The sequence below is a fragment of the Cohnella sp. GCM10012308 genome, from assembly GCF_042649185.1.
Taxonomy (GTDB): domain Bacteria; phylum Bacillota; class Bacilli; order Paenibacillales; family Paenibacillaceae; genus Cohnella.
Window position 1 is genome coordinate 42394 of sequence record NZ_JBHRYU010000021.1, and the last position, 23308, is coordinate 65701.

Consider the following 23308-nt stretch of genomic DNA (forward strand, 5'->3'; position numbering starts at 1 on the left):
GCTTATCCTTTCAGCTTCGCCGTCTGCTTCCGGTCCTGCCCATTCAGGTAGTTCAGGAAAGGGGATATCGCTCAGCATCTGACACCCGAAAGCCTTGTAAGCCTGCTTTTTTAAAGTGCTTGTCGTCATTCGCTTCACTCCAACGGGGGATTTTCATTGCAAAGGCCCTCATACGTTTGCGTATAAGGGCCCTTGCAGAACAATCATTAGCTGTGGTGCTGGGTCGCTTCGTCCGGATCGAGGGAGTCCGGAATCGTTACGCCAGGACCGGCGAACGTCAGTTTTACCTCAAGCACTTCCAGCGAAGGCTTCGTCCATTCTTTGTTCATTTAAATCACCTCCTTTCAAGCGTTTAACGAATCTGTAGAGAACCAGACTGCGCATAAGCAGCGTTAGATCGGGTTCATAGATGGCCGATGGCCCCGGTATCTCCTTGTATTTGGATACCGCCGCACGGACGACCGGCATGTGAAGCCATTCGGCCATGATGTCGTTGCGGCACATTTCCTCGATCTCCTTGACGAACTGCGGCCATGAAGGAGCAAGTCGAGCGATACCGTCCGCCCCTTGAATCCCTCTTGTCTTGCCGTTTAGCCTCACTTCGTCGGGAAGCAGACCTTCAGTAGCTCTCCGTATCAGAGCTCTGTCCATCCCGTCCTTCACATATTGATCGAGCGGCACGGACAGACAAAATCGAACGACTCTCAGATCGTTTGTGGGATCGCGATACCAAACGCCGTGCCGCAGAGACAACTTCGTACCGCTGGTACCGCTGTTCGTCCAATGATGAACCTGCTCGAATTGATCATGGCGTGCAGAGATCATGTCGGGCAGCCGTCTTCCCGACAGATCGATGCCTGCGTCGGTCAATCTCCCGAAAATTCCGGTCCGGTCTGCAAGTTCCGGAGAGATCAGGCCCGTCAGCGCACTTTTTTCGCCTGAAGGGATCTTTGCAGGAAACAACCTGTCCTTCATAAAAGTCAGCACTCTTCTACGACCAATGCCTTTAAACCTGCTGTACTGGTAAATTTCCCTGTATAGCTTCATAAGCCTTAATCTTTTGAGTAAAATGACGTAATATTCCAGCGCCGGTCCAAATGACACCGTGAAGTTTCCGCGGGCACCGTTAAGCAGGACGCCAACGCCATCCTTAGCCGCTTGCTCGAAAATGTTCCCGAACCAATACGAATTCTCAATGAATTTATAGGGCATTTCCAGCGTATCGAGCCACTCGTCCATCTCCGTAAGCGGACTTCGATTTTCAAACCGCAAATATTTTTCTCGGATATTGCCCACATGCGACACCGTCGCCGAGATCATGGGACGCTCGTCCGCGATTCGGCTCTTGGCCGTCCAATCCCCTCCGGCCTCAAGGGGAATCGCGCTGTATGTATAAAGTACCTTATTCCTCTGGCGCAACTCCCTGGCAGCCAACCCTACGACGGTACCCGAATCGAGACCTCCGCTCAAAAACGATCCCGCTTCCTTGTGCGTCCGTAATCTGCTCGAGACTGCCTTTCCAAAAACGTCCAGGAACGCTTCGTGATATTCTTTTTCGGATGAGAGCTTTAACGTACGCGAGTGTTCGATTGCGTTGTACCGCCTCACTCGCAAGCTCCCGCCTCGTATCGTAAAAGAATGAGACGGAGGAATTTGCTTAACCCTTCCGAATACGGTCGAGGAAGCGTCAATCGTCTCCAACCTGCTCGGGCTGGCCAGATACTCCGCGATCCAAGCTTCATTCAGCTTTTCGCCGACACCCTCGAGCGGCAACAATGGAGCGATGGTCGTACAGAAAGCAAAACGCGCGCCGCTGTCGTTATAATACAAGGTTCTATTTCCAGAAAAGTCTCTTGCCCCAAAGAGCTTCTCCTCGGTTTCGTCCCAAATCGCAAAAGCGAAATCCCCGACGATGTGGAGAGGCATTTCCTCTCCCCATTTGGCATACGCCAGCAATAACAAGCTTGAATCAGGCAGCTCGGCAAGCTCGGTTTGACGAACGCCAAGTTTGTTCCCCAATTCTTCACGGTTGTCGAGGATGGCATCGGCAGTGATGGCTAATCCTCTTACGCTGTCATACCAGGGTAGAATCTCTCCGATCGATTCCGGCGTCACCCACTGGGCATGGCAACCGAGAAACAATCTTCCGCTGCTCCACAATCGGACGTCATCGGCGGGATATCGGGAGAGGGAATCCATGAGCGATACCCCTTCATCGTATATGTTTCGAGACTCTGTCATTCCATAATTGAACACGCCGGCGATCGCGCTCATTGCTATCCCCCTTCCCGCTCCCATTCGTATCATCCATTTTGGTTTTTGATACTATCTGTATCGTTTGTGGTTTTAATTTAACTTACATGCCAGGATGTGTCAACCACTTTTTTAAAATGAGAATCCTATCCCTTTCTCGATTTTTTCGGCATTATATGATACATTATGTATCAAAGAACGACAAATCCGTTAGGCAGGTGTTGAGTTTTGCTTGTCATCTTGTTTAAAAAATACCGCAACTTGCGTTCGCTTTGGACTGGTGCCGCTGTATTAGGATTATTGTTACTGCTCGGAGCGATCGGCTATGAATGGTTAGGCTTTGCGGAGCCTCGAACTTCAGCGGCGGTCGAGCAAGGAAGTCCGACCGAAAAAACGATGACCAGGCCCTATGTAGACTGGAAGCAGCAAGAGATACCTTTCGGCGTTTCATCGATCGATCGTGCGCCCTGGCGCTCATACATGGACACCTGGGACGGAAGCCGATTCCTCGATACGCTTGGCGTAGTGCTTAACGGCGTTAGCCCCGAAGAAGCGGATGCTACTGCTCAGCTGCTCTCTAACGCTGGATTCCGTTCTGCTCGTATTGAAATCGGATGGGGCAACGTGTCTTTCGACAACGAAAACGTACTTAATGAACCGCAGGGCAGCCGATTCGTTTCTATTATCTCCGCTCTTAAGAAGCATGGCATCCGACCGATCGTCCTGTTGAATGCCAACTCCGGTAATCCCGTTCCTAGTAAAACGCTAAAGCTTCATTTAAAGAAAAACGCTTCCAAAGGGGAAAAAGCCATCTATGTAGACAATGTGACTGGCATCGTTCCCCAGTATACCGGTTTGAGCGGGCAAGCTTATCAGACCATGTATCCGGTCATCACGGCCGTCGACGCCAAGACAGGCAAATTGACGCTCTCGGCTCCGCTTTCAAAAGATTTAAAAGCCGGCACGCTAAACCTTACGCGTCTAAAATATCGCCCGCTATCCGGAACTAAATTCGCCGACGGAAAGGACAACCCGGCAGCCCAGCAAACCTTGAACGGCTGGAACGTTTATTTGAACGCGGTAACGAACACGCTTATGGGCGCTTTAGGCACGAAAAACAATTCGGCTGACAAGGGATTCGATCTTGAAGTGTGGAATGAAATGACGTTCGGAAGCCAATTTCTAGATATCGGAAATTACTATGACCCTAAGCTGCAGTTTTCTCAATATCCCGTATATACGCTGGGCAGCCGCAAAGCCACCGGAGGCGAAGTCCTGCTGCCGATGACCATCTCTTTTGCCAAACAAAAAAAGCTGGCCGGCGTGCGCGTCATCAGCGGCTTCTCGAATCAGCGTCCTTGGGAGAACGGCGCGGAGATCTTTGCCGGAGAGGCCGGCTTCAGCAGACACTACTATACGGGCTTCAACGGCGCGCAGTCGTTATTCGGGCACAATGCGCAGACGGACAACAAAAATTACATCTCCGCAACCGGAAAAACCAATCCCGGCAGCAAGGATTACCTCCCCGCCCATACCTTTGCGATGCCTGAATATTGGTTCTACGCCTACCATACCGAGTATATCGTCAGGGATCTTCAGCCCTTCCCCGGGCCTTTCAGCCTACACGGACGTTATTCGAACGCCGGAGACGGCCGCCAAGCCGAAGTATGGATGACGGAGACCAACTGGTGGCGAAATCCATTATCGGATAAGATCGCTTTGCAAGCGGGCGTCAACAAAAGCGATAACCGCCTTCGGTTGCTCATGCAGCAGATCGGCGCAAAGTCTACCCTTCGACTCTTCACGTTCTACAGCCATAAAGGCGTGGAAACCGTAGAGCTTTATTCGGCAAAGGGCGGAGATACCAACTACGGACTCATTAACGATGCTTTCTTCGAAGAATTGAATAAAAACGGCTTCAAGCTGACCGAAAAAGCGCGAAGTCTTGCGGGTCCTCAAATAAACGCGCTTGCCAGGGTAAGCAAAATCATGAGCTCGGGGCAACGCATTGAGAATCCTAGGCCTGTCGGCGTGTCCGGCGTAGTCGAAGTGAATCCGCAGATCGCGCTGTCCGGCAACGGCACGGCCGATCATCCGGACACGAACAACATGGATGATCTCGCTATTTTGCCTTATCAGCTGAACGCCAATCAGTATGCGGTCGGGTACTATGTCGTAACGAGGGATCTGACGAAGGAATGGCAGAAGGACAAGTCCGTTCTTGATCCGGCCCGGTATGCCATGCCCAATCAGAAATTCAAAATTACGTTAAACAACGTAAATGGCCAGGGGGCAACGGTATACGCATACGATCCGATCACCGACCAGCGACTCCCGGCGCTCGTCCTGGAGAGCACGAACCTTTCAATAACGGTCGAGGTAAGCAGCACGGACTATCCCCGCTTCTTAATGATCGACGAAAACAAATTAAATCCAAGTCCGCTTATCAGCGATGTCCGCCTGGAGAAAAAGGACTTAGGCGCGAATTTGATCTTTAGTTCCAATCGGACGGGCACCGCTAAAATTCAATGGGGTCCCTATCCGGTACGCAGCGGAGGTAAGTTCACGCTCAGCCGTTACGAGAATGTAGCTGCGCAAACTCCCTCATCGACCGTCTCGGTTCCTATGATAACAAACGCAAAAGCACAATTGGGCAAAGGGGTATGGGTGTTTAAAGGTACGATTCAACCCGACTACTCTGAAGAGTATACGTTTCTGATCGATATGAATCCTTGCAAGTTCTCGCTCATGATAGACAGCAAGTACGTAATCAACGGATGTGGCACCACCAGCAATAAGTCCGGCTCGATTAGACTTGCTGCCGGTCAATCTTACGATTTTGTGTTTACCATTGAGAACAATCAGAACACTCCATTCAACTATACTTTATATTGGGCAAGCGCCAGCCAGGTCAAAGAACCCGTAACCGCCGTCGACGGAGACGATAATGTCGCGGAAGTTATCGTGAATGAGGGTGCCCCGGCAAATATTTTTCTACCCGGTTTCCAAGTCGGTGACGGCGTCCGTATTGAATTGCAGGATGGCACAGAATCCGTTCAAACGCGATTTCCCGCTTGGAACTACGATGTAAGAGGCGTACTCTGGCCACAAGGCGGCTAAGAAATGCGTACAAGCGCCGTGGCTTGAACCCCCGACCCGAATAACATAGAGTAGCCGCTTTTATGGCCAATCTAATTATCGGGAGAGGTGAAGACCGCTATGGAAGGCTATCTTAACGTAAAAGATTACGGCGCCGCGGGCAATGGCACGAACGATGACACAAAAGCGATTGCGAACGCGATCTCTGCAGCCATTGCCTCAAATACGGGTTCGACGCCAAAAACGGCAGGAATTCTGTTCCCCCCAGGCCGTTACCGACTGGGCACGGGATTGGAATTTCCCATAAGCTTAACAGTCGCGCTCACCGATCAGGCTATGCTAGAACCCGATCCTGGCGTGACCGTATCCATGCTCAGTCAAATCTCCGCGGGGCTTTATCCGATATTCGGCGGAGAAGGTCAAGTCGTCGGTCCGATGGACGTCCCGGAGATCTATCCGCAGTGGTTTGGCGCATCCGGCAGCAGGAACAGCGTCATGGGCGCAATCGGCAAAAACGCCAATCAATTAAAGCTCCAAAGCAAACTCGATTTCCGCAACGGAGAATATGTGTCGATTCCGGATGCGGCTCCCTGCCGCGCGGCAGCTCCAGCGAAGTTACAAGCAGCCATCAAAGGCCAGGCGGGAAAAACCGTCTATAATTATATCGTTGTAGCGTTGGACGACACGGGCGGCATTTCGGCGCCTGCCACGATTGCCGTAAATAATGCGCCAGCCGTCATTACCCCTCTGAACGCCGTCGTATTGAGTTGGGCAGCTGCGGCGAACGCCGCAGCGTACGCCATATACGGAAGAACCGCCGGCTCCGCCAAGCTGCTCGCGCGCGTCCAGAATACGACCTGGACCGACAGCGGAGCGGGGATTCGCAGCGATGCGCCCGCTATTCCTGCACAGCTGCCAGCCCTTGGCTCGTTGGTAGCCCGTATCGTCGGCGGCGGCGGTACGACGGAACTGACTTTGTCCGCTTCCTCTTCGGTTGCGGTGAACAAGTTTATCGAGCATGACGATACATGGCCTATCAAACGCGCTTTGGCAGCTGCGGGAGCCGCTGGCAAGCTTGCGTTTTCTCCCGGCAATTATCCGATCTGGGACACGCTCGTTGTCCAGGCTGCCGCGCTTTCGGGCGCCGGTGCCGTCAACCTATTGTTTAAACCGTATGCTCCCTACGATTTAAAGCCTTGCCTGGAGATATCAAGCGCGAATACCGTCTTATCCGGCATCAACGTCGGCAGCGGCCGGGAGATCTATTCCTTGAATACGCCGACATGGGCGGATCCTTCATTGTTCGGCGGGCAGTATTACGATATGTTCGTTACCGGCAGCAGCGGCATTCGTATCGCCGGCTCCGCACGGCCGTCGTTCCATGAGGTCCGCACAAGCTCGCTCAAAGTCGGCGTACTGCTAGATAACGATGTCGGGCACGTATACTTTTACAATTGTATGCTAAGCGGCCTCGTCGGCGTCTATTGCTCGCGCAATACGGGCGACTATTATTTTGAGAGCTGCGACATCACGGGCGTGTTCAGCGGATTGATGCTTGGCGTCAAATCCGTCTCGAATCATAGCGGCGGCTTCGGCGCCCAGCTTCATCGCGTTCATATGGGCTTTTCTCCTTATTCGATTTATCAGGTAATAGACGATGCCGACCTGTATGCTTCAGTCAACTCGGTTTTAGGTCTGAGCTGTATCTTCAATACGGTGCAGCATGAACAGGTTGGCGAAGCAGCGATCAAGCTGCTGCCCAAATCCGAGTCGAATATAATCGTGACGGGCGGGTTCGGGCTCAGCTGGAGCGCTTATCTGTACTCGAATCCAAGGCAGGGATGGCAATTCGCGCTGCCTGACACCTTGCTTCCCGCAGCCCAACGTCAACAATATGCAGTATGGCTTGGAACGCTCGGCACGAGCGATATCTCGCGCGGCTCCGTAACCGGCAACCTTTTTTCATCGTCGGCTCCAGGTGCCTTGGGGGCTGCCCGGATTGAAAAGCTCACGGCGACTTCCGACCTCGAAGGTCTCTCTCTGGACTACTCTACGATCGTCTCCAAGGAACCTTATGTGGAACGATCGCTTAACTCGGCCACGCTGCTCCAGGATCGGACGCTGCGTGCCTTTAATCCTGTCGGTCGCGGCAACTTGCTGCAAAATCCCGAGTCGCCCTCTTCTTATAAGGTCGTTGGCGGTACATTAACGGTTTCTGCAGCTTCGCCGGTTCCGTTGCCCGGCTTATTTCGTGAAGAACTTGGCCCCGTTCCAGTAATTCTGCAATTCGTCCCGGCCGCGAATGCAGCATTGTGTCAACTTCAAATCAATCTGGCAACCGCGTCTTATCCGTCGACATCCATTCCGCTATCGCTTAGTTTATGGGCCTATTCGGCTTCGCAGAGCGGGATCAATGTCCGTTTGAACGCAACGGGCACTACCAGCACCGCTGCCGCTGTCGAAAAACGCGCCTACTATAACCAAACTGTCTATGTTCGTGGTTCCTGGTCCAAAATAACGGGCATAGATAACACGCCAACGGATCAATCCGTTAGCTATTCGCAGGTATCGCTCGAGCTTCCTCGCGACCGCCCAACCTATTTCGCCGGCCTGATGCTGTCAGAAGGACCGTTAGCCGCCTATTCGCCGCGTTATCATATCGCCGCCGATAGCGACGTCGAGCTCGTGCGGCCCGGGAATGGCGTCATATTGACGTCTCCCGGAGGCAAGCGCTTCCGGCTCACGATCAACGATCAAGGCCAGATAAGCATTTCGCCGCTGACCTAAGCGCTAAACGATTGAACCGGCCCTTACCCGCAAACGGTGTAAGGGCCCTTCTCTGGGCGAACGTATATCAAACAGATACACTACGTATACTGAACATAAAAGCGCTTAACATATCTTTATGTGACGTTTTGTATCAACTAATGCAAATGTATCGCCAAACGTTTATCATTAAGTGACGGGATAAAAGGAGGGAATTCGTATGAATATTGGCAGCCGCATCGCCTATCTTCGTGATCAATCCGGCTGGACACAAGAAGAATTGTCCTCTTCCCTTGGCATTACCCGGGCCGCCCTCTCGCATTACGAGAAAAACAGGCGTGAACCTGATACGGAAATGCTGACAAAGTTGGCCGATCTATTCCAAGTATCGATCGACTATCTTGTGGGAAGAACACACCAGCCCCAGATGACGTTGGATGCTGAGGTGCGCCAGTTCACCGATCAATTAGAGCTTTCCGATGCAGACCAGCTGCTGGAGAGCTTTGCGCTAACGATCGACGGCCGGCGGCTGTCCAAGGAAGAAGCCAAGCGCTTTATCGCCTTTATCAGAGCCGAGAGATCGCTTGGTTGAACGCATGTTGTGCGCCATATATGCAAGATACCCCGATGCCGCTTGGGGCGGTCGGGGTATTTTCTTTTAATATACGATATTCTGTTGTTGTTGTTTCCTCTTTTCTTCCTCTTCAAACGCTTCCCATTTGCTGACGTCGATGCCAAGCTGGGTAAGAATGGTATGAATGCTAATCTCGACGGGGCTATTCCCGGACGAATCTAAGCCTGGATCCCTCTCCCTCTCCATCTCCGCACCTAAATCCCCTCTCTGGAAAATGAAACCTAATTCAACTAATCCTTATTATAAGGGACAAGGAATGCGGAGGGTGTCGAGTGATGTATGTCGCCGAATTTTTTTTATCGACTTGTCGAGTCGAGGGATGAAATACGCTGCCTGATCCTACCGGAGTCATGCATGCTGACGAACGTCAGATCCGTTCCGAACGCCGAGGAAGCTTCTGTGACATCGAGTCGAAAAGTCCGCAAACCCGCTTATCACGCGGGATTCAAGGCTTGGACAGGCTCCATGTGCCGAATTTGAAAAGCCCATTCAAGAAATCGGTTTTCCTGCATTTCCGGTATAAAAAAAATACGGAGCGGAGCGATAAAAAACGCGCTCCATTCCGTATTTTTATGCGTTAAAAGTCTGTTTTATTCTCGTTCTTCCCTCTTTTTCCGCAGTCGAACGATTGAAACGATTGTCGTCATACCGCGAAAATCGTCAATTGCCGCCGACACGCGACAGATCGCGCATATTGGCTTCGAAGGCGGCCAGAAGAGCTTGCTCACCGCTGAGACCTTGCGCCTGCACCTTTTCGATCTGCTCCATCATCCGCTTGTAGTCCTTTGGAATGACCTTGACGATCTTCGGCAGGACGGCTTCCCAATCGCTCAGGACGCGTTCGCCCAGCTCGCTGTCGGTATAGCGGACATGGTTCTCGATCAGACCGCGGACGTCGGCGATCTCGCGCTCTTCCTCGAGAGACTCCAAGCTTACCATCTCGAAGTTGCAGCGCTTGACGAAGTCGCCGTTCCAATCGACGACGTATGCGATGCCCCCGGACATGCCGGCCGCGAAGTTCCGCCCCGTACGTCCCAGGATGACGACGCGTCCGCCGGTCATGTATTCGCAGCCGTGGTCGCCCACGCCTTCGACGACGACGTTCGCGCCGCTGTTGCGGACTGCGAAGCGCTCGCCCGCGACGCCGCGGATATACGCCTCGCCGCCGGTCGCGCCATAAAGCGCCGTGTTGCCGGCGATGATGTTATCCTCGGCCTTGAAGGTCGCGGATTGCGAAGGGAACACGGCGAGCTTGCCGCCCGACAGTCCCTTGCCGATGTAGTCGTTGGCATCGCCCTCGAGCGTCAGCGTCATGCCCTTCGGAATGAACGCGCCGAAGCTCTGTCCCGCCGTGCCGACGAAGTGGAACGCGATCGTATCTTCGGGCAATCCTGCTTTGCCGTGACGGCTCGTCACTTCGTGGCCGACGATCGTGCCTACAACACGGTTCGTGTTCTTGATCGGGAACGTGCCGCGCACGCGCTCGCCGCTCTCGATCGCCGGGAGCGCCGCTTGCAGCAGGTGCTGCATATCGAGCGACTCCTCGAGACCATGGTTCTGCGACTTGCGGTTGTAGCGGAACGAGCCTTCCGGCAGCTCCGGCATGTACAGCAGGTCGGTCAGATCCACGCCGTTTGCCTTGAAGTGCGAGATCGCCTTCTTCGTATCGAGGCGGTCCGTACGTCCGACCATTTCCTCGATCGTGCGGAAGCCCATCTGCGCCATGATCTCGCGAAGGTCTTCGGCGAGGAAGCGCATATAGTTGACGACGTACTCCGGGTCGCCCATGAACTTCTTGCGAAGCTCGGGGTTCTGCGTCGCGACGCCGACCGGACAAGTGTCGAGCTGGCAGACGCGCATCATAATGCAGCCCAGCACGACGAGCGGCGCGGTCGAGAAGCCGTACTCTTCGGCGCCGAGCAGCGCGGCGATCGCGATGTCGCGGCCGGTCATCATCTTGCCGTCCGTCTCCACGACGACGCGGTCGCGCAAGTTGTTCAAGATTAGCGTCTGATGGGTTTCGGCGAGGCCGAGCTCCCATGGCAGACCCGCATGGCGGATCGAGCCGATCGGCGATGCGCCGGTGCCGCCGTCATAGCCGCTGACAAGGATAACGTCCGCGCGTCCCTTGGCTACGCCTGCCGCGATCGTGCCTACGCCGACCTCGGAGACAAGCTTGACGTTGATCCGCGCCTTCGGGTTGGCGTTCTTCAGATCGTGGATCAGCTCTGCCAGATCCTCGATCGAATAGATGTCGTGGTGCGGCGGCGGCGAGATCAGGCCGACGCCCGGCGTCGTGCCGCGAACTTCGGCGACCCAAGGATACACCTTGCGGCCCATCAGCTGTCCGCCTTCGCCCGGCTTGGCGCCTTGCGCCATCTTGATCTGGATCTCGTCGGCGTTGGTCAGGTAATAGCTCGTGACGCCAAAGCGTCCGGAAGCGACCTGCTTGATCGCGCTGCGGCGGGAATCGCCGTTGGCATCCGGGATGAAGCGTGCCGGATCTTCGCCGCCCTCGCCCGAATTGGACTTGCCGCCGATGCGGTTCATCGCGATCGCGAGCGATTCGTGCGCTTCCTTCGAGATCGAGCCGAACGACATTGCGCCAGACTTGAAACGCTTGAAGATCGACTCGGCGGACTCGACTTCTTCGATCGGCACCGGCGGCTGGTCGAGCTTAAAATCCAGCAGCGAACGCAGCGTCCGGATCTCCTCGTATTCGCCCTGGACGAGCGAGGCGAATTTTTTGTAGAGCTTGTAGTCGTTGGACCGCGTCGCCATCTGAAGCGTGTGGATCGTCTTCGGATTGAAGAGGTGATCCTCGCCGTCCTTGCGCCATTGGTAATCGCCGCCGGAGTCCAGCTCGCGCTCCGCGCCCTCTTGCGTCGCGTACGCGCGGGCATGGGCCTTCAGCGTGTCGCTCGCGATCGTCTCGAGGCCGACGCCGCCGATCCGGGAAGGCGTCCACGTGAAGTGGCTGTCGATCAGGTCGCCGCGCAGGCCGATCGCTTCGAAGATCTGCGCGCCGCGGTACGATTGGATCGTGGAGATGCCCATCTTGGACAGCACCTTCACGACGCCTTTATTTGCGGCCTTCAGGTAGTTCTTGACGGCCTTTTCGTGCGAGATATTGCGCATCATGCCCTGACGGATCAGGTCGTCGAGCGTCTCGAACGCCAGGTACGGATTAACCGCGCTGACGCCGTAGCCGATCAGCAGCGCAAAGTGGTGTACCTCGCGCGGCTCGCCGGATTCGAGCAGGATGCTGACCTTGGTCCGCGTGCCTTGGCGGATCAGATGGTGATGAACCGTCGATACGGCGAGCAGCGAAGGGATGGCCGCATTGTCCGCGTCGATGCCGCGGTCCGACAAGATCAAAATGTTGTGACCGTGCTTCATGACGCGGTCGACCGCCGCGCACAATTCGTCGAGCGCCTGCTTGAGGCCCGCTTCGCCCTCGCCTGCCGGGAAGTAAATCGGCAGCGTGATCGACTTGAAGCCCGGACGATGGACATGACGCAGCTTGGCGAAGTCTTCGTTGGACAGGATCGGCGACACGAGACGGATATGGCGGCAGCTCTCCGGTTCCGGATTGAGCAGATTGCGCTCCGGTCCGACCGTCGTGTAGGTGGACGTAACGATCTCCTCGCGGATCGCATCGATCGGAGGGTTCGTTACCTGCGCGAACAGCTGCTTGAAGTAGTTGAACAGACGCTGCGGACGATCGGACAACACCGCGAGCGGCGCGTCGTAGCCCATCGATGCGAGCGGCTCGACGCCTGCGGTCGCCATCGGCTCGATGATCTTGCGCACGTCCTCGAACGAGTAGCCGAACGCCTGCTGGCGCTGTTGCACCGTAGCATGGTCGAGCTCAGGCAGCTCGAGCGCCTCCGGCAGCTCTGCAAGGTCGACGAGATGCTCGTTCAGCCATTCGCGGTAAGGGTGCTCGGATACGATCGCCTTCTTGAGTTCCTCGTCGGCGATGATCCGGCCTTCCCTGGTATCGACCATCAGCATGCGGCCCGGACGCAGACGGTCCTTAAGCACGATCTCTTCCTGCGGAATCTCGATGACGCCCGCTTCGGAAGCCATGATGATGATATCGTCCTTCGTTACGCAATAGCGCGCTGGACGCAGGCCGTTGCGGTCCAGTACGGCGCCGATCTGGACGCCGTCGGTGAAGCCCATCGCGGCCGGTCCGTCCCACGGCTCCATCAAGGTGCTGTGGTATTCGTAGAAGGCGCGTTTTTCGTCGTCCATTTGCTCGTCGTTCTGCCAAGGCTCGGGAACCATCATCATCGCGCAGTGCGCGAGCGGACGGCCCGCAAGGTACATGAACTCGAACGTGTTGTCGAACTTGCCCGTGTCGGAGCCGTCATGGTTGATAACCGGCTTGACCTTCTCCAGATCGTCCCCGAACAGCTCGGATTCGAACAGCGTCTGACGGGCGTGCATCCAGTTCTCGTTGCCGCGGAGCGTGTTGATCTCCCCGTTGTGAATCAGATAATGGAACGGATGCGCGCGCTCCCAGCTCGGGAACGTGTTCGTAGAGAAACGGGAGTGGACGAGCGCGATCGCCGACACGAGCGCGGGGTCGTGAAGCTCCGTATAAAAATGCCCGACCTGCTCGGTGGTGAGCATGCCTTTGTAAATGATTTTTTTGGAAGACAAGCTCGGCACGTAGAAAATCTCGCCGTCCGGAATGCCGGAATAGCGGATCGCCTTCTCGGCGCGTTTGCGCAGCACGTACAGCTTGCGCTCGTAAGCCAGATCGTCGGCGAGCGTCGCCGGACGTCCGATGAATACCTGACGCACGAACGGCTTGACGCGCTTCGCGGAGATGCCCAGCGTGCTGTCGTCGGTCGGAACCGTACGCCATCCGATGACGGACAAGCCTTCTTCCGCGGCGATGCCTTCGAGCAGCGCCTCGTGCTCGGCGCGGCGCGAGTCGTCCTGCGTCAGGAATACCATGCCGACCGCATACTGTCCGGGCTCCGGCAGGGAAAACGCGGTCTCGCGCACGAAGAAATCATGCGGGATCTGCAGCAGGATGCCTGCGCCGTCACCGGAGTTCGGCTCGGCGCCTTGGCCGCCGCGATGCTCCATGTTAATAAGAAGACTTAGCGCCTGCTCGACGATCTCATGCGACTTCCGGCCTTTGATATGGGCGACGAATCCCATTCCGCAAGCATCCCGCTCATATTGCGGATCGTACAACCCCTGCTTCGGGGGCAATCCGTTCACGAATTGTGTCATGATGAAGCGCAACCTTTCTATAGAAAAAATAGGGTGTCGAGAGCCAACGGTTCGACGGCGTCCGGCCGGTCAAATAAAGTTCGACGAACGGCAGGCGGGATGCGGCGCGGAATAATATGATCTGCTACAATATTATTGGCAACGCATAAACGCCCGAATAATCGAAGGAAAACGGCGAGGTAACGGGAAATCGTTCGGGATTTGCTTCGAAAATTCGTGCAAAACTAATAAATATTCATTTTTATTGTTATGCTATTTTAACATTACAGCGTCAGCAAAGGCAATTTAATATTTTTATGAAGGCGATAATCAATGTTTGGCTGATCCCGCAGCCCGCCTTCGGGAGGAGAACTCAATGTTGATCCAAACAAGGCGCCGCTCCGCGGCCCTGCTCGTCGCCCTTGCCGTAGGCGCAGTGCCTGCCGCCGCCTATGCCGCCGGCGAGCAGCCCGCGCCGGCCGCGGCCGCGCACGACGCATTCAAGATCGTGGCGCTCGGCGACTCTATTTCGCTTGGCTACGAGCCCGGCGTGACCCGCGCCACGGACATCTACGGTTATGCGGACAGGTTATATGTCAACGCGCTGCTTCACGGACGCGCAGAGCTTGCCAATTATGGCGCCCTTGGCTTGCAAAGCGCAGGCCTGACCCGCCTGCTCGCCGGCGCCGTCGAAGGACGGAAGCTGACGGCTAACGAGCTGCAGGACTACTCGGCTTACGATCCCGCCGCCAAGGCGCAAGCGGACGCGGTAGCCGCCGGGGCTCCGGCGCTTCGGGACAGTCTGGCCGATGCCGATCTGGTGACGCTTACGATCGGAGGCAACGATTTCGCCGCCCTCGTCCGCGACCTCGTCGGCAAGACCGACGCCGACGCCAGTTCTTCCTTCGAGCAAACGTTCGACGAAAAACTGAATAATTATGCAGAACAATTGCAAGCGAATCTTCGGACGCTTCGCAGCCTGGCGCCCCAGGCGCGCATCGAAGTCGCCGATCAGTATTCGCCCGTGTCCAAGATCGTCGGCGACACGCTGTATGCCGAGCTGAATGCTTCGATCGCCAAGCTGAGCGCCAAGCTCGACGAGCTCAAGACTTCGCTCGCGGCCGAAGGCGTCGCAGTCGACATCGTACATATCGGCGCCGCGTTCCAGGGCAAAGAAGTCCCGTACACGCACTTCAGCCCGATTTTCGGCGTTACCGACATTCATCCGACGCAGGCCGGCTACGAAACGATCGCCCGGGCATTCGCAGCGCCCGTCTGGCCGGAATATACCGAGGTTGTTCCTTCGGACAAAGCGGCGAATCCCGCGCCGACCGTCCACATTAAAGGCAAGCTGCTCGCGACGCAGAACAAGCCTCAACTGAAGAGCAACACGACCTTCCTCGCCTTGAGCGACATCGCCGCAGCGACCGGCGCCGAGCTGCAGTGGGACAACAAGACCAAGACCGCCACGTTTAAGCAAAACGGCCGCGAAGTGAAGCTCGCCATCGGCGCGAAGACGATCGTCGTGGACGGCGTGAAGCAGCCGCTAAACGTGCCCGCCTATTTGCAGACGGTCGGCAAAGTAAGCAAAACCTACGTGCCGCTCGCCGCAATCACGCAAGGCCTTGATTATCAGGTGGTCTACCAGGCCAAGCTGCATACGGCATTCATTAATTCCTGATTTCTTCCTTTTAAAAGAGCTTTGCCGTAAACCTTCATATCTTAAAGGATGGCATTTGCAGCGAGTAACTATGCAAGCTAGACGTTTTGTAGCAGACTGAAGGCCGCCTCGCGTCCACCCGGACGTAAGGCGGCCTTTTTTTTCATAGCCGACGCTTTTATTTTACTTTTACGCGCACGTTAACCGTTTTTCCGCCATAAGCGGCTTTGACTGTCACGCTGCCTTTGCCGACCGCCGTCACGACGCCTCCGGTCACCTTGGCGACCTTGGTGGACGAAGCCGTCCAGGCGGAGTATGCGGTAACGTCAAGCGTCCTGCCGTTTTCGTACACCGCCGTCACCTTGACCGAGTCGGTCGCGCCGACAGCCAGATCCAGCGACGTATCCGAGACAGTCAGCTTGGTCAGCTTCGCCTTTACATTCACGGGCACGGACAACGACTTGCCTTGGTAAGTAGCCGTCAGCTTGGTAGAGCCCTCAGCCAGCAGCGACTTCGCGGAGCTGCCCTTCACCGTAGCGATCGTCTCGTCTTCGGACGCCCACACCATGCGGGAGCTCAGGTTGATGAGCTTGCCGGACTTGGTCTTGCCGGTTACCTTGACGCTCTGCGACTTGTTCAGCGTGAGCGACACGGCGGACGGCTCGATCGTGTAGCTCACATACTCTTCCTCGACGGTAGCCGTTACCTTCACCGTCTTGTTCAGGTACGTGCCGGTCAGCGTCGTCTTGACCGCCAGCAGTCCCTTCAGCGTCGCGTCCTTGACGAGCACGCTCGTGGAGGCTGACTTCCAGACGATGTTCGCGCTGATATCGGACTCGTCGCCGTCTTCATACACGGCGGTTACCTTCGGAAGCGATACCGTTTGCCCGATAATCAGGCTGACGTTGTCTTGCTCCGGCAGCAGCGTGAGCAGCTTTTTGCTCACCGTTACTTCGATTGTGTCCGTGTAGGTGGAGCCCGACGTCACCGTCGCGGTCAACGTCACCTTGCCGGCCTTCAGCGCGGTCCACTTGCCGTCTTCTCCGATGCTGACGATCGAGGTGTCCGAGGACGTCCACTTGGCCAGCTTGGTGACGTCGGCCGAGCTTTCGTCCAGGGCCGTACCCTTGACCTGAGGCAGATCGGCGGTATCGTCTACGTACGCTTCGAGCTTGTCCTTGACAATCTCGATCTTGCTGACCGTCGGATAGACCGTTACGGTCAGTTCCTTGACCACGCTCTTGTACGTCAGCTTGACCGTTGCCGTTCCTTTGCCGCGCGGCGTGACGGTCGCCGTTGCGCCTGTGCCGCTGACGGAGATCACATTCAGGTTCGTGGATTCCCATTGGGCGCCCTCGAGCACGGAGTCCGTCGCGGCGCCGTTAACCGTCTTCGCCGTAATTGTCACCGGCGCGCTGGACAGCGCGAGATGCTGCGCCGTGCTTGGCGTGAAGAGAATGGCTTCGAACGGCGTGCGCACGGCGACCGTGGCTGTAGCCGTTACGCCCAGGTAGGTTGCGGTGATCGTCGCAGTGCCTGCGGCTACCGGCGTGAGCGTGCCGTCTTCGTCTACGGTCGCCACGGCTTCGTTGCTGCTCTTCCATGTGGCCTTGTCGGTTATCGAATCAGTCGGTCCGGAAGCGCTCAGCGCCTTTGCGACAAGCGACCGGGCAGCTTCGCCGACCTGCATTTCGAAAGGTCCTTTGGCGCCTTCGGAATCGGCGATCGACATCGACTTATAAGGCGACGTCACCGTCAGGTCGATCGTATCCGTGCGGCCCTGGTACTTGGCCGTAATCGTCGTCTTGCCGGCTACGTTAATGGTAAGCTTGCCTGCGCTGACGCTGGCGACGGACGTATCCGAGGAGGTCCAGGTCGCTTTGTCGGTCAGCTCGTCCAGCGCGCTGCCGTTAACGCCGAACGCTTGAAGCGAGATTTCGTCTCCTACCTTCACTTCAAGTTTGTCTCCGGCGTCGGTAGAAGATCCCTTGGTCCGGAGCTTTAGCTCGGAGTAATGATACTTGGCGTTAAGCGTCACGCTCGCCGAATATCCTTGGTATTTGCCTGTAATGACGACGTTGTTCGCTTCGCCCGTCGCGGTCACGATGCCCTTGGAAACGGAGACGGCCGAATTGGAGGATACCCATGTCGCGTCGTTCGTCACGTTGCTCGTCGAACTCCCGCCGGTCGTGCTATCCGTGGTCGTGGCCCATAGCAGCAGAACCAGCGTCCCGTCGTCGACATATATCGTTTTTTCGTTGTCGCTCAGCTCGTCCAGCTTGACGGACGTAATCGTCGTAGCAGCCTTGACAGCTCCCGTGGTGCCCAACACTCCCGAAAACAATAGCGCGGCCAGAAGCGCCGCCGTCAGCCGTCCCAGTCTTCCGATCCGGCTTCGCGGCGGTCTTTGGGTCATCATCATCTTGTGTTCGTGCCTCCTAATCTTGAATTCCGGTATTGGCAAAATGGACAGTCTTATTTTCATTAACGGCTTGCGCGCGGCAGAAATGAATAAAAACGCCGAAAATCGGGACATAAGTCTCAAAAATCGAGCAAAAATCAAACGTGATTTGAAAATAAAAAACGCAACTCTTGGCCAGCTCAAAAAGAAACCGTCAGGGTAGAATTGCCCTGACGGTCGCTTTAGATTGGAACGATATCTCAAACTTGATTCGGGCGTAACGCTGTCGATGGCTCATCCGCCAGCCTTTCCGACAGGTTGGGCTATCGGCGCCTGCACTTGATCTCTTGCCGCCCGCGTTGTTCTCTCGACGTAATGCCTGCAAATATACATCTTTTTTCGCTGATGTCGGTCCTTTTAACCACGATAACTGCAAAAGCGCAGTTATTTTCCTCCATCAATCCCATCTCCGGCTCGCGCTTCGAATTTACCTGCACATTTGCATGTATTTAATTAAATGTCGTTCGTCGACCGAAAATACATGTACATACGCAGGTTTTTTTAATGCGCAACAACCCGCAAAACGTCCCCCGCCAGCCCCCGGCACTAGGCCTGCAGCGTCCCAAGCTCCGCCTGCGCCGGCCGGATCTTGCGGCTGCGAAGCGCGAACAACCCGAGCGTCAGCGCGACGAACACCGCGGCAAACGCAGCCAGATCGAGCAGCTGCTCGCCGATCAGCGAGGCGGAACGGCCCGCGAGCGCGAGGCGAAGCGCTTCGATCGCATGCGTCATCGGCATCCATTCGCCGATCGCTTGCAGCCAGTGCGGCAGCAGCTCCTTGGGATACGTACCCTCGCTCGCAGCCAGCTGCAAAGTAAGCAGGACGACGGCGACGAAGCGCCCGACCGTATCCGCCAGCGAGACGAGAAATTGCACGATCGTCATGTAGGTCAAGGCGATGACCGCGCTGATGCCGTAAAAGGCGGCGACGTTCGGCACCTTTAATCCAATGCCGTAGATCAGCACCGTATCCGCCAGCGCCACCTGCAGCAGCACGACCGGCGCGAACAGCAGCAGCTTGGACGCGTACCAGGTCCAGCCGTTTTTCACCTTGCCCGCGGCGTCGCGAAGCGGCAAAATGACGGTGGACATAAGCACGCCTACGTAGAGGCCCAGCGCCAGGAAGTAAGGCGCCATACCCGTGCCGTAGTTCGGCACGTCCGTCAGCTTGTGCTCGGAGACGGCGACCGGATCGGCGAACATCGCCGCCTGATCGTCCCCGCTCTTCACGCCCCCCGCTTCGGCGGAAGCATCCTGCAGCTTGGCGCCCAGCTCGCTGGAGCCGCTCTCCAGCTTCTGCAGCCCGTCCTCGAGCGATGCCGAGCCGTCCGCCAATTGCGTCGCGCCGCTCTTCACCGTACCGGCGCCCGAGCCGGCGCTCTCGATGCCGCTAGCGAGCGTGCCCGCGCCTGCGGCCAGCTTGCCCGCGCCATCGGTCAGGCTAGCCGCGCCGGACTCCGCCGCGCCTAGCTTCGCGCCGAATTGCCCCAGCCCCTTGCTAAGCGCGGCCGTGCCCGCCTGCAGCTGATTGGCGCCTTCAACCAGCTGTCGCTGTCCGGCCGACAACTGCTCGGCGCCCGCCGCTGCGGACGCCGCCCCCTGCTGCGCCTGCGTCGCGCCGTCCGCCACGCGCTGCGAGGCGGCGACCAGCTGCTGCAGCGCTTCGTCGTCGGGATGCGCCGCCGCGTACTGCTTCAGCCCGTCGGCTAGCTGTCCCGCGCCGTCGGCGACCTGGGCCGCGCCTTTTTCCGCCTGACCGGCGCCCGAGGCCAGCTTGGCAGAGCTGTCGGCGAGCTTGCCGGCGCCCGCAGCCAGCTTGCCGGCGGCCGAATCCGCCTGCGAAGCGCCCGCAGCCAGCTTGCCTTGCGCCGCGGCCAACTGCTTGAGGCCGCCGTCCAGCTCCGCGGAGCCGCTGGCCAGCGCGCTCGCTCCGCTCTCGAGGCTCGCCGCGCCGCCGGCCAGCTTGCCGAATCCTTGCTGCAGCTTGATCGTGCCGTCCGCCAGCTTCGCCAGATTATCGTGAAGCGTTTTTACGCCTCCCGCCGCGTCTTTGGCGCCGTCCGCGAGCTGCTGCGCGCCTTCCGCCGCGTCGCCGAATCCGCTCGCCGCCTGGCCTACGGACTCGAGCGTCGCCTTGGCATAAGCCTTCGTCACCTCGCGGCCGACGTCGGTCTTGAGCTTTTCCGCCGCGGATTCGCCGATCCGGCTCGTCAGATAGTTCCAGCCGTCGTCGACGTAATACTGAACGTTCGCCTGCTGCGGGGCTTCATCCTGCAGCGTCGCGGTTTTCGCCGAGAAGTCCGCCGGCACGACGAACGCCAGCGAGTAGCGGTGATCCGCCAGCCCGTCCATGGCGTCCTTCTCGTCCGTGAACACCCACTTGAATGCCGTACTCCCCTTTAACTCCCCAACCAGATCGCTGCCGACCGTCAGCTTCTCGCCGTTCAGCTCGGCACCCCGATCTTCGTTAACGACCGCGACCGGCATGGCGTCCAGCTTGCCGTAAGGATCCCAGAAAGCGCCGATCAACATGCCGCTGTACATGAGCGGAATCAGCGCAAGGCCCAGAATCGAGATCATGGCCATTTTGCTGCCCGTCAGCCTCTTGAATTCGCCGGCGATAACGCCGCCGGCCGCTTTGATTTTTCCCACGATACATCTCTCCCGATCTTAGATTAACGCACTTGAACAAAATGACCATATTCCTCATTTGGTCATTATTAACCAAAAAAAGAAGCGATCAATCGACCGCCAATCCTTCCAGGCAGTAAAACCGAAAACTCGCAAGCACCTGCTCCGCGTCGAGCGCCTCGTGCAGATGGTCGCCCTCGGCAGCCAGCGCCAGGTACATTTTCAGCATCATGTACGCCGTCAGAGCCGGATCGGAGCGCCGTACCTCTCCTTTGGAGATCGCGGCCTTCACATGACCGGCGATATAATCGACGATCGAGCGCTCTACGGCCTCGAGACCGCCGCTGGCCATCGGCGTGCCGAACTCCTTGACCTCCTGAGAGAGCTTGACGACCAGCCCGTGCCGATCGCGATAAGCCAGCACCTGCTGAAGAATGCGCAGCAAGTTGTCCGCGAAAGGGAGCGCGGGATCGAGCGTCCGCTCCGCGACCGCCTTCAGCTCGGCGATCAGATCCTTCACGATCTGCTCGAACAGCTCTTCTTTGTTGGAGAAAAAGGTATAAATCGTCCCTTTGCCCACGCCGGCGGCCTTAGCGACCTGATCCATCGTCGTCGCCTTATAGCCGAATGCGGCAAACGAACGCGAAGCCGCCTCGAGCACTTGCTTGCGCCGGTCCGTCGGCTTGCGGTCGGTCGTCTCCACTGCGCTCCCTCCTTTGCGCGTTTCAATATTGACCAAATTAACGTTTTGGTCAGTTCGTTCTGAACCAACATTATCACACTCGCCGCTAGGTTTCAATCCCTCATTCCGGCTCGGCGCTTCCCTTATGCCTTGTCCTTCAGGCCATAATCCGTCCCGAGCGTATCCAGGCACGCCAGACACTGCTCCGCCCAGCGCCGCATCCGGTCGATCCTGCGGATCTCGGCCTCCCACGCGGCAGCGAGCGATTCCCGATAAGTCGGCACCTCTCCGGCAAAAGGGACGGCATCCCGCAGCATGACCCATACTTTTTCCCGCTCCGCCGAAGCTCTCCGCTCGTGAAACAGCGCCGCGTCCGGATCGTAGGCGCTATGCAGGTCCCCCTGCTGCGGATGCCGCAGCACAGCCATGATCTCCACCAGTACCCGGCGCTCGTCTGCGCTCGCAATCTTTCCTATATATTGTCCCGTCTTGTGCTCCGCCTTCACGATTTGTCCGACGTCCAGCATCTCGTCCAGCCTCCCGAATTCTTATTGCAACCATTGTACAGGAGAAGACGCCGGAATGCATGGCTGGCGATGTCTATTTTTGTCTAATGCGCGTAATTGTTGTAAACGTTATCCGACGGACTTGTACGAGAGCTTCCATATCGCGTAATATGGTAGTAGGTAAAGTGGGGGATCTCTTCCGATGCGCAAAAAACGAATTCTACTGCTCTCCGAGGGCTTCGGCACCGGACATACGCAGGCGGCTTACGCTCTATCCGTAGGGCTCAGACAATTGTCGCCCCGCGTGCAGACGAGGGTCATCGAGCTGGGGACTTTCCTGAACCCCGTCATCGGACCGCTCATCCTGTCCGCCTACCGCAAGACCGTCAGCAAGCAGCCCAAGCTGGTCGGCAAGCTGTATCGCGGCCACTATCACAAATCGCTGAACAGACTGACCCGCTTCGCATTGCATCGCCTGTTCTACAATCATGTTTCGGACGTCGTACGTCAGCTTAAGCCCGATATGATCGTATGCACGCATCCATTTCCAAACGCGGTCGTCAGCCGGCTCAAGCGCCTCGGTCTCGACGTGCCGCTCTATACATTGATCACGGACTACGACGCGCACGCCACCTGGACCAATCCCGAGGTGACCGCCTATCTCGTCAGTTCTCCGACCGTGCGCAGCCGGCTCATCTCGCAAGGCGTGGCGCCTTCGCAGGTGGTGGTCACCGGCATTCCGGTGCACCCGAACTTCTGGCATCCGCACGACCGCGCGGAGATCCTGTCCCAGTTCAAGCTGTCGGACATGCCGACGGTTCTGGTGATGGGCGGCGGCTGGGGACTGATGGCGGAGGAACAGAGCGTCGAATACATGACCTCGTTCGCCGATCGGGTACAACTGATCATCTGCATGGGCAGCAACGACAAGGCCAGGGAAAAGCTGCTCGCGGACCCCAGGTTCCAGCATCCGAACATCAAGCTGCTTGGCTTTACCAAGGAAGTATCCAAGCTGATGGACGTATCGGACCTGCTCGTCACGAAGCCGGGCGGCATGACATGCACCGAAGGCATGTCGAAGGGCATCCCGATGCTGTTCTACGAACCGATTCCGGGCCAGGAGGAAGAAAACCTGGAGTACTTCGTGACCCACGGCTTCGGCGAGCCGCTCACGTCCACGGATTCGATCGACCGCTGGTTCCGCCTGATTCAGGAGCCCTACGCTTCCGATCAGCACCGAGGCAACCTGCTTGCGCTTCGCAACGCGGAGTACAACCCCGCCAAGTGCTCGGAGGCGGTCCTGTCCTTGCTGCTGGAGGACGTCGCGCCGGCGGCGGAATGACATACCGGCTTGTACGACAAACAGCCTGCGTCCAATGGA

The 23308-nt window shown here is 57.2% G+C and carries 12 protein-coding genes; 5 read left to right on the plus strand and 7 right to left on the minus strand.

Going from position 1 to position 23308, the window contains the following annotated elements:
* Positions 1-206: 206 nt before the first annotated feature.
* Together ACFOTD_RS21155 and ACFOTD_RS21160 are read right to left on the minus strand one after the other, a co-directional pair.
* Positions 207-329: a paeninodin family lasso peptide gene (locus ACFOTD_RS21155; RefSeq protein ID WP_110468933.1), complete on the minus strand. Its 123-nt coding sequence runs from the start codon at positions 327-329 to the stop codon at positions 207-209.
* Positions 289-2274 (minus strand): asparagine synthase-related protein, encoded by a 1986-nt coding sequence (locus ACFOTD_RS21160; RefSeq protein ID WP_378121923.1) that lies wholly within the window; start codon positions 2272-2274, stop codon positions 289-291. The genes ACFOTD_RS21155 and ACFOTD_RS21160 overlap by 41 nt, the downstream gene beginning before the upstream one ends.
* Before the next feature lie 207 nt (positions 2275-2481).
* Here ACFOTD_RS21160 and ACFOTD_RS21165 point away from each other — a divergent pair, with 207 nt between their 5' ends.
* From ACFOTD_RS21165 to ACFOTD_RS21175, 3 genes are all read left to right on the plus strand, one after another.
* A complete protein-coding gene (locus ACFOTD_RS21165; RefSeq protein ID WP_378121924.1) occupies positions 2482-5373 on the plus strand; it encodes a hypothetical protein in 2892 nt (963 codons plus the stop codon).
* Positions 5374-5472: 99 nt separating this feature from the next.
* A complete protein-coding gene (locus tag ACFOTD_RS21170; RefSeq protein ID WP_378121925.1) occupies positions 5473-8139 on the plus strand; it encodes a glycosyl hydrolase family 28-related protein in 2667 nt (888 codons plus the stop codon).
* Between the two features lie 199 nt (positions 8140-8338).
* Complete coding sequence (locus ACFOTD_RS21175) at positions 8339-8710, plus strand: helix-turn-helix domain-containing protein (protein ID WP_090110849.1); 372 nt, start codon at positions 8339-8341, stop codon at positions 8708-8710.
* A 702-nt stretch (positions 8711-9412) separates the two neighbouring features.
* Here ACFOTD_RS21175 and gltB read toward each other — a convergent pair.
* On the minus strand, positions 9413-14008 hold the full coding sequence (gltB, locus tag ACFOTD_RS21180; protein WP_378121927.1) for a glutamate synthase large subunit: 4596 nt from the start codon (positions 14006-14008) through the stop codon (positions 9413-9415).
* Positions 14009-14363: 355 nt separating this feature from the next.
* On the opposite strand from gltB, the gene ACFOTD_RS21185 reads away from it, so the two are divergent.
* A complete protein-coding gene (locus ACFOTD_RS21185; RefSeq protein WP_378121928.1) occupies positions 14364-15668 on the plus strand; it encodes an SGNH/GDSL hydrolase family protein in 1305 nt (434 codons plus the stop codon).
* A 157-nt stretch (positions 15669-15825) separates the two neighbouring features.
* On the opposite strand, the gene ACFOTD_RS21190 is transcribed toward ACFOTD_RS21185, so the two are convergent.
* The 4 genes from ACFOTD_RS21190 to kapB form a co-directional block, all read right to left on the minus strand.
* The gene (locus ACFOTD_RS21190; protein ID WP_378121929.1) at positions 15826-18069 is read right to left on the minus strand and encodes an Ig-like domain-containing protein; all 2244 of its coding nucleotides are present in this window, start codon (positions 18067-18069) and stop codon (positions 15826-15828) included.
* A gap of 585 nt (positions 18070-18654) precedes the next feature.
* Entirely contained in the window at positions 18655-20760 is a 2106-nt protein-coding gene (locus ACFOTD_RS21195; RefSeq protein ID WP_378121930.1) for a YhgE/Pip family protein, read from the minus strand.
* Positions 20761-20848: 88 nt separating this feature from the next.
* Positions 20849-21442, minus strand: a complete 594-nt coding sequence (locus ACFOTD_RS21200; protein ID WP_378121931.1) for a TetR/AcrR family transcriptional regulator — start codon at positions 21440-21442, stop codon at positions 20849-20851.
* Positions 21443-21564: 122 nt separating this feature from the next.
* Positions 21565-21948, minus strand: coding sequence for a sporulation phosphorelay system protein KapB (gene kapB / locus ACFOTD_RS21205; RefSeq protein ID WP_378121932.1), 384 nt, complete (start codon positions 21946-21948; stop codon positions 21565-21567).
* Between the two features lie 181 nt (positions 21949-22129).
* Between kapB and ACFOTD_RS21210 the strand changes: the two genes are divergently transcribed.
* Positions 22130-23269 carry an MGDG synthase family glycosyltransferase gene (locus ACFOTD_RS21210; RefSeq protein ID WP_378121933.1) on the plus strand — a complete coding sequence of 380 codons (1140 nt, stop codon included), beginning with the start codon at positions 22130-22132 and terminating at the stop codon, positions 23267-23269.
* The last annotated feature ends 39 nt before the right edge of the window (positions 23270-23308 follow it).